The 9,755-nt window shown below is 62.3% G+C and carries 10 protein-coding genes and 1 pseudogene; 5 read left to right on the forward strand and 6 right to left on the reverse strand.

The window, feature by feature from the left end:
• Positions 1 to 160: 160 nt before the first annotated feature.
• The 6 genes from GM668_RS26955 to GM668_RS26980 form a co-directional block, all read right to left on the reverse strand.
• A complete protein-coding gene (locus tag GM668_RS26955; protein WP_155442065.1) occupies positions 161 to 1,174 on the reverse strand; it encodes an SIS domain-containing protein in 1,014 nt (337 codons plus the stop codon).
• Positions 1,164 to 2,279, reverse strand: coding sequence for an N-acetylglucosamine-6-phosphate deacetylase (gene nagA, locus GM668_RS26960; protein WP_155442066.1), 1,116 nt, complete (start codon positions 2,277 to 2,279; stop codon positions 1,164 to 1,166). Before nagA ends, GM668_RS26955 begins: the two co-directional genes overlap by 11 nt.
• Positions 2,276 to 3,010 carry a GntR family transcriptional regulator gene (locus GM668_RS26965; RefSeq protein ID WP_154381858.1) on the reverse strand — a complete coding sequence of 245 codons (735 nt, stop codon included), beginning with the start codon at positions 3,008 to 3,010 and terminating at the stop codon, positions 2,276 to 2,278. Before GM668_RS26965 ends, nagA begins: the two co-directional genes overlap by 4 nt.
• A gap of 34 nt (positions 3,011 to 3,044) precedes the next feature.
• The gene (locus GM668_RS26970; RefSeq protein WP_155442067.1) at positions 3,045 to 3,914 is read right to left on the reverse strand and encodes a glucosamine kinase nucleotide-binding domain-containing protein; all 870 of its coding nucleotides are present in this window, start codon (positions 3,912 to 3,914) and stop codon (positions 3,045 to 3,047) included.
• Between the two features lie 271 nt (positions 3,915 to 4,185).
• Positions 4,186 to 5,535, reverse strand: coding sequence for a GIN domain-containing protein (locus GM668_RS26975; protein WP_155442068.1), 1,350 nt, complete (start codon positions 5,533 to 5,535; stop codon positions 4,186 to 4,188).
• 149 nt (positions 5,536 to 5,684) lie between these two features.
• Positions 5,685 to 6,002 (reverse strand): hypothetical protein, encoded by a 318-nt coding sequence (locus GM668_RS26980; RefSeq protein ID WP_155442069.1) that lies wholly within the window; start codon positions 6,000 to 6,002, stop codon positions 5,685 to 5,687.
• A gap of 122 nt (positions 6,003 to 6,124) precedes the next feature.
• On the opposite strand from GM668_RS26980, the gene GM668_RS26985 reads away from it, so the two are divergent.
• The 5 genes and pseudogenes from GM668_RS26985 to GM668_RS27005 all read left to right on the forward strand — a co-directional run.
• Positions 6,125 to 7,042, forward strand: a complete 918-nt coding sequence (locus GM668_RS26985; RefSeq protein WP_155442070.1) for a LysR family transcriptional regulator — start codon at positions 6,125 to 6,127, stop codon at positions 7,040 to 7,042.
• A 112-nt stretch (positions 7,043 to 7,154) separates the two neighbouring features.
• Entirely contained in the window at positions 7,155 to 7,340 is a 186-nt protein-coding gene (locus tag GM668_RS26990) for a hypothetical protein (RefSeq protein ID WP_155442071.1), read from the forward strand.
• Position 7,341: 1 nt separating this feature from the next.
• Positions 7,342 to 7,821 (forward strand): hypothetical protein, encoded by a 480-nt coding sequence (locus tag GM668_RS26995; protein WP_155442072.1) that lies wholly within the window; start codon positions 7,342 to 7,344, stop codon positions 7,819 to 7,821.
• Between the two features lie 33 nt (positions 7,822 to 7,854).
• Positions 7,855 to 9,519 (forward strand): ExeA family protein, encoded by a 1,665-nt coding sequence (locus tag GM668_RS27000; protein WP_155442073.1) that lies wholly within the window; start codon positions 7,855 to 7,857, stop codon positions 9,517 to 9,519.
• A 3-nt stretch (positions 9,520 to 9,522) separates the two neighbouring features.
• Positions 9,523 to 9,755: pseudogene (locus tag GM668_RS27005) on the forward strand (general secretion pathway protein GspB); the annotation flags it as partial.

The following is a 9,755-nucleotide window of genomic DNA, read 5'->3' on the forward strand; positions in this document are numbered from 1 at the left end:
GTGATTCGGTTAAGTTTGCGTCAGATCCGTCATTCCCGCGCAGGCGGGAATCCATAGGCCGCCGCAGGATTCGCTCAGTATGGATCCTCGCGGGGCCGCCCAGGCTTTCGCAGGGATGACGATGCAAAAGCGTTGGGCTTTATACCCGCTCCAGATGCGATTAATGGGTCTTGGTGACTTTGTTCAAATGGCGTGGCTTGTCCGGGTCCAGGCCGCGTGCGGCGGACAATTTGGCTGCCATCACGTAGAACGCCTGGATCGCCACGATCGGATCGAGGTCCGGCGTTGCTGCCACCGGCAACGTCAAATCGCGCTGCGCCACGTCGTCTGGCGCCGCCAGCAATACGCGCGCGCCACGGCCGCGCATTTCGTCGGCCAGCGCCAGCAAGCCTGCCTGCGTCGGGCCACGGGTGGCGAAGATCAGCAGCGGATAGCCTTCTTCAATCAGCGCCATCGGGCCATGCTTGATTTCCGCGCCGCTGAATGCTTCCGCCTGCAGCGCCGACGTTTCCTTGAATTTCAGTGCGGATTCCAGCGCGACCGGGAAGGAAATGCCGCGGCCTACCACCATGATGTTTTTCGCCGGCGCCAGCACGTCGATGGCCGGCGACCAGTCCAGCTGGCCCGCCTGCGACAGCGATTCGGGCAGCGCGGCCAGCGCCGCCAGCAAGTCCGCATCGTTTTGCCAGTGCGCGACCAGGCGTGCGCCAGCCACCAGGCTCGTGATAAAGCTCTTGGTCGCGGCCACCGACTGTTCTTTGCCTGCGTGCAGCGGCATCGCCCACTCGGCCGACGCGGCCAGCGGCGACGTGATGTCATTGACCAGCGCCACGGTGGTGGCGCCGCCGTCGCGGAAGTAGCGGATCGGTTCCACCACGTCCGGGCTCTGGCCCGATTGCGACACGGCGATGGTCAGCGTGTCGCGGGTAATCAGCGGCGATTTGTGCAGGGTGACCAGCGACATCGGCAGCGACGCCACCACGCGGCCCAGGCGGGCCATGATCAGGTAAGCGATGTAATTGCACGCGTGGTCGGAACTGCCGCGCGCCACCGTCAGCGCGGTGGAGTACGGCGTGCTCCTCAATTTGCGTCCCAGCTCCGCGTAGCGTTCGGCGTCGTTTGCCAGTTGCAGCGCGACGCATTCAGCGGCGGACAAGGCTTCTTTAAGCATCATTGAGGTCACAACGTTCTCCTTCGATATAAACGGCTTTGATATTGAGATCGCGATCCAGTACCACCAGATCGGCATACGCGCCGGCTTTGATGCGGCCGCGCTCCTGCAAGCCGAGGTAATCGGCAGCATGCGTTGAAACCCGGGCCGAGGCGTCCGCCAAAGGCAGGCCGAGTCCGACCAGGTTACGCAATGCCTGGTCCAGTGTGAGGGTGCTGCCCGCAAGGGTGCCGTCCGGCAGGCGTACGCCGCCCATGCATTTGTGCACGGTATGGCGGCCCAGCATGTATTCGCCATCGGGCATGCCCGTGGCAGCCGTGGAATCCGTGACGCAGTACAGGCGTGGAATCGCGCGCAGCGCCGTGCGGATGGCGCCAGGATGCACGTGCAGCAAATCCGGAATCAGTTCCGCATATTCAGCGTGGGCCAGCGCTGCGCCGACCATGCCGGGTTCGCGGTGGTGCAAGCCGCTCATCGCATTGAACAGGTGCGTAAAACCGGACGCGCCATGTTCGATGGCCGCCACGCCGTCGTCGTAGGAACCCAGCGTGTGGCCGATCTGTACGCGCATGCCTTCGCCGGCCAGTTCGCGTACCAGCTGCAAGTGCCCTGCGATTTCCGGCGCCACCGTGATGACTTTCAATGGCGCCAGCGCTTCCAGCCGCTGCACTTCCTCCAGCGTGGCGGCGCGCGCGAAATTCGGCTGCGCGCCCAGTTTGCCGGAATTGATGTACGGACCTTCCAGATGCGCGCCCAGCACGCGCGACTCGTTCTTGCCGCGCTGCTTGACGGCTTTGCCGATCGCCGCCAGGGCGATATCAATTTCCTCCTGCGGCGCCGTCATCGTGGTGCCGAGCAGGCTGGTGGTGCCATGCAGCGCATGGATTTTTGCAATGGTATGGATGGCGTCGCCGCCTTCCATCACATCCTTGCCGGCGCCGCCATGCACGTGCAAGTCGATAAAGCCTGGCAGGATATAGTCGTCGCCATTGGATTCCGGGTTGCCTGCTCCGCCGTGGATGGCGGCGATGCGTTCTTCAAACGCGATCTCGCCATGGACCCAGCCGGCCGGGGTCAGGATATTGCCTTGGATTGTTGCACCGCTCATCTGCGCGACTCCGCTACAAATTCATAATAATCGCTGCGGCAATAGGAGTGGGTCAGCTCCACGGCCGCGCCGTTTTCCAGGTAACTCACGCGCGTGATATGCAGCATCGCTTCGCCGGGCTGGATATTGGCCAGCCTGGCCTGTTCCGCATTGGCATTGACTGCGCGGATGTGCTGCAGGGCGCGCATGGGCACCGTGCCGTTTGCTTCCAGGTAGCCGTACAGGGACCCCGTGACGCTGTGTGGATTCGGCATATAGGTTGCCGGGATGGTCGACGTTTCAATGGCCATCACCACGTCGTCCGCTGTACGCAAGCGCTTCAAGCGCGCGACCGGCATATTAGGGGACAAGCCCAGCGACAGCAATTCCAGCGGCGCCGCCACACCCAGTTCGCGCTGCAGCCAGCGCGAGCCGGCCGTGAAGCCGCGCTGCCGCAATTCTTCGGAAAAGCTCGTCAAGCGCGACAGCGGCTGTTCCAGTTTTGGCGTGATATACGTGCCGGAACCTCGCTTGCGGGTCAGCATGCCGCGGTCGCACAGCAAGTCGATCGCCTTGCGCGCCGTGACGCGCGAAATGTCGAGTATTTCAGACAGCACCCGTTCGGACGGCAGCGCTTCATTGGCGCGCCAGTCACCGCAAGTGATGCTATCGGACAGCTTGTTGGCCAGCTGCATATACAGTGGCGTGTCGCTTGTGTGGTCCGGCCTGAAATCGCTCAACTGATCGAGCATGGCGTTGCCTTTCTACGTTTTGTTAGAAGGGAAATTAAGCTTCCGTTTTCGTGCGAATCAGCCGCAGCGCGCCGGCTGCCGAATCGCCTTGCGGCGCGACGATACGTGTCAGCAGATCCACCGGCAGGTAAGCGCGCAATGGTTCGCCCAGCCCACCGCATAGCGCGATCGGCAACTTGCGTTCCGGGTCCAGCGCGGACGCGATCAAGTCCACCTGGCGGCCCGCTTCGAGCAGGATTTCACGGGCCGTGGGGTCATTGTTCGCGTGTTGCAGCACAATGGGCGCCAGCTTGGCGTAACTGGTTTGCGTGGCATTGGCCAGCCATACCTGGATCGCATGGCGCTCGCCGCCGCACGCCACGGCCACCGCGATGGCAAACGCGCCGCCTTGCACGCGCCCGTCGAGCACTTGCTGCACGTGATTGATGGCCGACAGGCCCATCCACGCACCGCTGGCTTCATCGCCGGCCGGGAAACCCCAGCCGCCCACTTCGCGGCGCGTACCGTCCGGCAGCAGGATTTCACCGACGCTGCCGGTACCCAGCGCAATGATGGCGCCTGGCTGGCCGCTGTGCGCGCCCAGCAGCGTCGTGTACGCATCGGTTTCCAGCGCGACCGCGCCATAGCCCGGATTCGCTTCAACGAAATTGGCTGCCCACTGCGGATTGTGCACGCCGGCCAGTCCCAGGCCGATGGCGATGGTGGCGCGCGGCGGCACGTCGAGTCCGCCTGCCTTGAAGGCTTTGGCGGCGGCGTCTTCCACCGAGTTCCATGCATTCCTAATGCCGTGCAACAAGCCGGACGGGCCGCTGTCGCCTTCGCCCACTGGCACGCCATTGCTGCGCTCAATACGCACCCGGGTGCCGCTGCCGCCGCCGTCAACGCCGATGAAGAATTCGATCATTTTGTAATCCGAGAAGAGAAGCTGAGGGCACTATAAGTTTGCCAAACCAGCTTGTCAACAGGTATTTAACTGGTATTAAAAAATGATGAAGTGGACTAGCGCACTTCTGCGCTGCCGTGTATGTAAGTATTTGTTTTTAATGGAGAAGATGTGGGACGAATTTGGTATTGCAGGTGGTCTGGCTTAATGCCAATTTTTCTGCGGTATGGCGCCGTGTAAACAAAAAAAGCCCGGCGGGCGCCGGGCACAAGGACAACCAGGAAAAGGGAAATTAATTGCGTTCGCGTACGCCGCTGCGGTCGACCATGACGATGCGGGCGGCATTGCCGGCACTGCGGGTGTTGCCGGCATTGAGCTGGCCTTGCACATTGACGGTGGCGTTGCCGGGGCCGTGCACCTGGATTTCCGCCTGCTTGGCCAGCAAGTTGCGTGCTTCCAGGTTGCCGGAGCCCGTCAAATGCGCGTCCAGGCTGGCCGTGGTTCCTTCCAGCATGACCTGGCCGGGACCGCTCATCGTGACTTTGACTTTTTCACACTGTGTGGTGGTGTGCAGGTCGCCGGAGCCGCGCACTTCCGCATCCAGCGTATCGCTGACTTTTTTCAGGTAAATATTGCCGGGGCCACGGTTGCGGGTGACGGCGCGCGATACCACGAGGTTTTTCGCGTTGAGGTCGCCAGAACCGTTGACTTCCGCGCTCAGCGTGGCGCTGGTGCCGGACAAGTCGACATTGCCGGGACCGTCGAGCAGCACGCGTACGTTATTGCTTTGCAAGCCGCGCGCACTGAGGTCGCCCGAGCCGTGCACTTCGGCATCGAATTTCTTGATCGTGCCGGCAATGCAGGCATTGCCGGGGCCGCGCAGTACGGCCGATGCGTTTTCCACGTTCAGGCTGCATGCTTCCAGGTCGCCGGAACTGGCGACTTCGGCACGGATGTCGCGGCTGCTGCCGCGCAAGGTCACGTTGCCGGGGCCGTGCAGCGACGCATTGACGGTGGCGACTTTCAAGTCGTGCAGGTGGACGTCGCCGGAACCGCTGACGTCGAGGTTCACGTCTTGCGTGACATTGCCGATTTGCGTATCGCCGGGGCCGCTTAATTGCACATTCAGGCTGGCCGAGCGCAGCGAGCGCAAGTCCATGTCGCCGCTGCCGGTGCCGCGCACGACGAGGTTGGTCACGGCGCCGTCGGCCCGCACATCGCCGGAACCAGTCGATGTCAGCGCAAATTGCTGGCCATGGATTTTTTCAATTTTCACGTCGCCGCTGCCGGCATTGCGCAAGCTTTGCAGGCCGGCGGCGCTGATGGTGACGGTGGCCGGTTCCGGTCCGCGGCCTATGTTGATGGTAAAGCCTTGTTTTTTGAGGCTGCGCACGACCAGCGTGCCGTTTTCCACTTTGGTTTCAATGTTGTCGAGCTGGCGGCGCGTGCCGCGCAAGGTCAGCGCAGTCTTGCCATCGTCCGATACCACCACGTTAAAGGGGCCGGCCAGTTCAATGGCGCTGAAGGCGCCGATGGTGCGGGTTTCCGTGGCCGGGGACTTGTCATCCTTGTTATCGGCTTGCGCCAGGCCGGCGAGCACCAGGGCGGAGACAACTGCAGTGGTTTTTATCAATTTATTCATTGTCACACCTCAAATTAAGTGTGTGAACAATAGGCTAATTGGCTGGAGATGGCGTGCGGAAAGGGATGAAAGCGCGAATTCGGGGGATCAACTGCAAAAAAACGGCGCTGAGATGCTGCGCTGAGCGCCGCACCCGGCCGGTGACGGACTTACTTCAGCAAGTCATATTGCTGCGACATCGTCGAGCGATGGTTGCGGACCGCTTCCACCGCTTCGGCGCGCACTTCGTCGCGTGAGCGGCCGGCAGCGTTGGTGGCCGCCGTGGCGGCCGTACCGGTGGCAGCGGTGACAACGGTGGTAGCGGTGGTAGCGGCAGCGGCTGCCGTGCTGCCGGCCGCCGTTGCTGCGCTGGCCAGCAGGACAGGTTTGCTGTCTGCCTGCGCAGACTGGGCCGGGGTGTCTGCAGCCAAGGCGGTAGTGCTCAGCAGGGAAATAACCATGGCGGCGATGGCGTGTTGGGTGTTCATGTTCGGCTCCTTAACGGACAGGCGATGTTGTAATGCTGCCAGTTTAGTCGTTGCGATGTCAGCAAAAAAGTCGAATAATGGCAATGCATAATTCCTGATTTGGAAATAATTGAGAGGGTGATATGGACCGGCTGCAATCGATGCGCGTCTTTGCCAAAGTCGTGGAGCAGGGCAGTTTTGCCCGCGCCGGCCTGGCGCTCGACATGTCCAACGCGGTCGTCACGCGCCACGTGGCGGACCTGGAACAGCATCTGGGGACGCGGCTGCTGAACCGCACGACGCGCAAACTGTCGCTGACGGAAACCGGGAACGGTTACCTGGAACGGCTGCGGCAAATCCTCACGGATATTGATGAGGCGGATGCGGTAGCGTCGGAAGCGGCCTGCAAGGCAACGGGGACGCTGCGCGTCTATTGCCACCCGAATTTCGGCCAGTCGCAACTGGCGCAATTGCTGCCCCGGTTTGCCGCCGGCCACCCGGACGTGGTGCTGGACGTCACGCTAGCAGACCGTACCGTGGATTTGGTGGAAGACGGGTATGACGTGGGCATTTTTATCGGCGTGCAAAAAGTGGACGGCAATATGATTGCCCGGCCGTTGGCCAGCTCCACGGTGATCCTCACGGCATCGCCGGAGTATGTGCGGCGGCGCGGGGCGCCTAAAACGCCGAAGGAATTATCGGATCACGATTGCGTGAACCATGCTTTCGACCAGATGCGCCACGCGTGGTGCGTCCAGTGCAACGGCAAGCAGATCCGCGTGCCCATCGTCAGCAAGATGATTTCCAATAGTAATGAGGTGCTGCGCCAGGCTGCGCTTGCCGGCATGGGGATCATGTTGCGTACTTCCTACACATTGGGTGACGACTTGAGCACAGGCAAGCTCGTGCAATTGTTGCCGGAATACTGTACGGGAAGGCTGGAAGTGTTGCTGGTGTATCCAAGCCGCAAGCTGGTATCGGCCAAGGTACGGGCCTTCGTTGATTTCATGACAGAAACCTTTGCGGATCCTGCGGCAGATCCCTGGTTGACGGCCTTATAACGATTACAGTTTTCCCGCTGGATTGCCGATAACAAGGGAAGCGGCGCACCCCAGGTGGATGGTGTCATAATGCATGCATGTGCATGGCTTATGCCGGCGCGGGAGAACCAAGATGATCAAATACTTAGGGACTAGAAAATCAGGCGACAATGGCACGTTGTACGTTTTCCTGATCAATGGCCAGCAAAAAGAAATTCGCGAAGGCGCGCTGAAACAATACCCGGGCTGCTATGAAGCGCTGCCCGCCGCCGCCAAGGCGAAAATCAGCGCCAACCGTGCGTGGCTGTCCAAGGCTTGACATGCTGTTGCCCTGCCTGAAGCGCGGTGCGCTGCTCTCCGCGCTGTTTTCCCTGTCTGCTCATGCTGTCACGCCGACCACGTTTGGCACGGTGATAGGCAGCGCCTTGCTGTGCAATGACCAGACCAGCAACCAGCCGTTTTACGATTACATGGTGCGTTTCTTCGGCCCGCCGTACAAGCGCGATGGCGGCGCCTGGTGGTTCCGTACGCCGGATGCGCGGCTGTGGGATACGGAGATCAGCGAGGTCATGGTCAGCGACGATACGTGGCCGCTGGTGTTCGTCGGTGCGGTGGCGGAAACCACCCCGGACAAGCTGGAACAGGCGGTCTCTGCCCAAAGCGGCGTCCGGTATGCGAAAATTGATAGTTCGAGCTTTCCAGTGCGGGAAACCAAACCGGGGAGCAGGATAGTTTATTTCGACCGCAAATCCAAGATTTACTGCGCCAAGTTCAAGCCGCTGCCGTCCGCGTTAAGGTGAGGCGCCGGCGCCGGGACAGGCGCCAAGGGCTTCATGTACACGCAATTCTTCCAGCTGAAACAGTCGCCGTTTTCCATCGCGCCCGACCCGCGCTACCTGTATATGAGCGAACGCCACCGCGAAGCGCTCGCGCATTTGCTGTATGGCGTGGGCAGCGGTGGCGGCTTTGTGTTGCTGACGGGCGAAATCGGCGCCGGTAAAACCACCGTCTGCCGCTGCTTCATGGAGCAGATTCCCGCCAATTGCGAGCTGGGCTACATCTTCAATCCCCGTTTGACGGTGGAAGAATTGCTGCAATCCGTGTGCGAAGAATTCCGCATTGCCATGCCGGAGGGTTTGCACAGCGTTAAAAGCTATATCGATGCGATCAACCGCCATTTGCTGGCCAGCCATGCGGCAGGGCGCAATAACGTGTTGATTATTGATGAAGCGCAAAACCTGTCGCCGCCCGTACTGGAGCAATTGCGGCTGTTGACCAACCTGGAAACGTCCGAGCGCAAGCTGTTGCAAATCATTTTGATTGGCCAGCCGGAATTGCGGACCATGCTGGCCCGTCCCGAGCTGGAACAGCTGGCCCAGCGCGTGATTGCCCGTTACCACCTGGGCTCGCTGTCGGTGGAAGAAACAGGCAGTTATATCGGCCACCGGCTGGCCGTGGCGGGTGCGCATGGCGCGCCATTCCCGCGCCAGCTGATGTCCCTCATTCACCGCATGACCGGCGGCGTGCCGCGCCGGATCAATTTGCTGTGCGACCGGGCGCTGCTCGGGGCTTACGTGGAAAACACGCACACTGTGACGCGCGCGATCTTGCGCCGCGCCGGGGCTGAAGTGTTCACGGAAGCTGCCGCGGCGGCGCCGCCATCGCGCAGGCGCTGGCAATATGCCGCGGCGGGCGTTTTGGCGGGGGCGGTGTTGACGGGGGCTGCGGCGTGGCAATTGTTGCCAGCTATGAAGTCGCCTCAAGCTGCCCTGTCCGCCATGCCCGGCGCGGGGGCTGCTCCTGGCGCTCAGGCCGCGGCCGTCACCCAGGCTGCGTTGGGCGCGCCGGGGACACAGCGCGGGCCGGTGGCGGGGGCGGACGTGCAAACCGCCACGTCCGGCGCAGCGGCAGGGCAGGCCGACGCGGCGCTGCGCCAGCTGGCCGAATTGTGGGGCCAGCAAGTGCCCGATGGCGACTTTTGCGCCAGTGCGGCAAAGCTGAATTTGCGCTGCCTGCATGGCAAAGGCGGGCTGGAAGAGTTACGCAGCCTGGACCGTCCCGCCGTGCTGCAGCTGACGGATGGCCGCACGTCCCGTTATGCCGTGCTGGCCAGCCTGGATGGCCGCAATGCCGTGCTGCGCACCGCAGGCAAGACGGAAAACATCACTGCCGATACGCTGGCGCTGCGTTTCGATGGCGCCTACACGACGTTGTGGCGCGCCCCCCGCGCGTGGCGCGGCGAAGTGGTGGAAGGCGACCGTGGCCCTGATGTTGACTGGCTGGCGCGCCGCCTGGCGGAAATGAATGGCGCCCGCAAGCCGCGCGATAACCGTCCCCTCGACAGCGCCACCTTGCAATTGCTGCGGGATTTCCAGCAAGCGCAGGGCTTGAAGGTCGATGGCGTAGCGGGACCGAAAACCATGATACGGCTGCAGCAGCTGGCCGGTGTGCAAGAGCCCCGCCTGGCCCATGCTGCGGCTGCGGTGGCGGGGAAATAAACGATGTCTTACATACTTGAAGCCTTGAAGAAAGCCCAGGCAGAGCGCCAGCTGGGCGCGACGCCGGATGTGCATGCACCGGTCATCGATGCGTATGCGGCGCGCAATGCGGCGCGCCCCGCGTGGCTGCCAGCTGCGGTGGGCGGCGCCGTCGCCGTGGCGGCGATTGGTGTGGCGCTATGGTGGCGGCATGATGTGCCGGCTGCGCCGGCAGTGCAGCGCGTGGCTGCAGGTCC

It is taken from the genome of Pseudoduganella ginsengisoli (assembly GCF_009720865.1).
GTDB classification, from domain to species: domain Bacteria; phylum Pseudomonadota; class Gammaproteobacteria; order Burkholderiales; family Burkholderiaceae_D; genus Rugamonas; species Rugamonas ginsengisoli.

What these genes read in the sequence shown, in the direction of transcription:
- GM668_RS26955 (WP_155442065.1), bottom strand. Translation starts at nt 1,174, where the DNA reads ATGATGCTTAAAGAAGCCTTGTCCGCCGCTGAATGCGTCGCGCTGCAA.
- nagA (WP_155442066.1), bottom strand. Translation starts at nt 2,279, where the DNA reads ATGAGCGGTGCAACAATCCAAGGCAATATCCTGACCCCGGCCGGCTGG.
- GM668_RS26965 (WP_154381858.1), bottom strand. Translation starts at nt 3,010, where the DNA reads ATGCTCGATCAGTTGAGCGATTTCAGGCCGGACCACACAAGCGACACG.
- GM668_RS26970 (WP_155442067.1), bottom strand. Translation starts at nt 3,914, where the DNA reads ATGATCGAATTCTTCATCGGCGTTGACGGCGGCGGCAGCGGCACCCGG.
- GM668_RS26975 (WP_155442068.1), bottom strand. Translation starts at nt 5,535, where the DNA reads ATGAATAAATTGATAAAAACCACTGCAGTTGTCTCCGCCCTGGTGCTC.
- GM668_RS26980 (WP_155442069.1), bottom strand. Translation starts at nt 6,002, where the DNA reads ATGAACACCCAACACGCCATCGCCGCCATGGTTATTTCCCTGCTGAGC.
- GM668_RS26985 (WP_155442070.1), top strand. Translation starts at nt 6,125, where the DNA reads ATGGACCGGCTGCAATCGATGCGCGTCTTTGCCAAAGTCGTGGAGCAG.
- GM668_RS26990 (WP_155442071.1), top strand. Translation starts at nt 7,155, where the DNA reads ATGATCAAATACTTAGGGACTAGAAAATCAGGCGACAATGGCACGTTG.
- GM668_RS26995 (WP_155442072.1), top strand. Translation starts at nt 7,342, where the DNA reads ATGCTGTTGCCCTGCCTGAAGCGCGGTGCGCTGCTCTCCGCGCTGTTT.
- GM668_RS27000 (WP_155442073.1), top strand. Translation starts at nt 7,855, where the DNA reads ATGTACACGCAATTCTTCCAGCTGAAACAGTCGCCGTTTTCCATCGCG.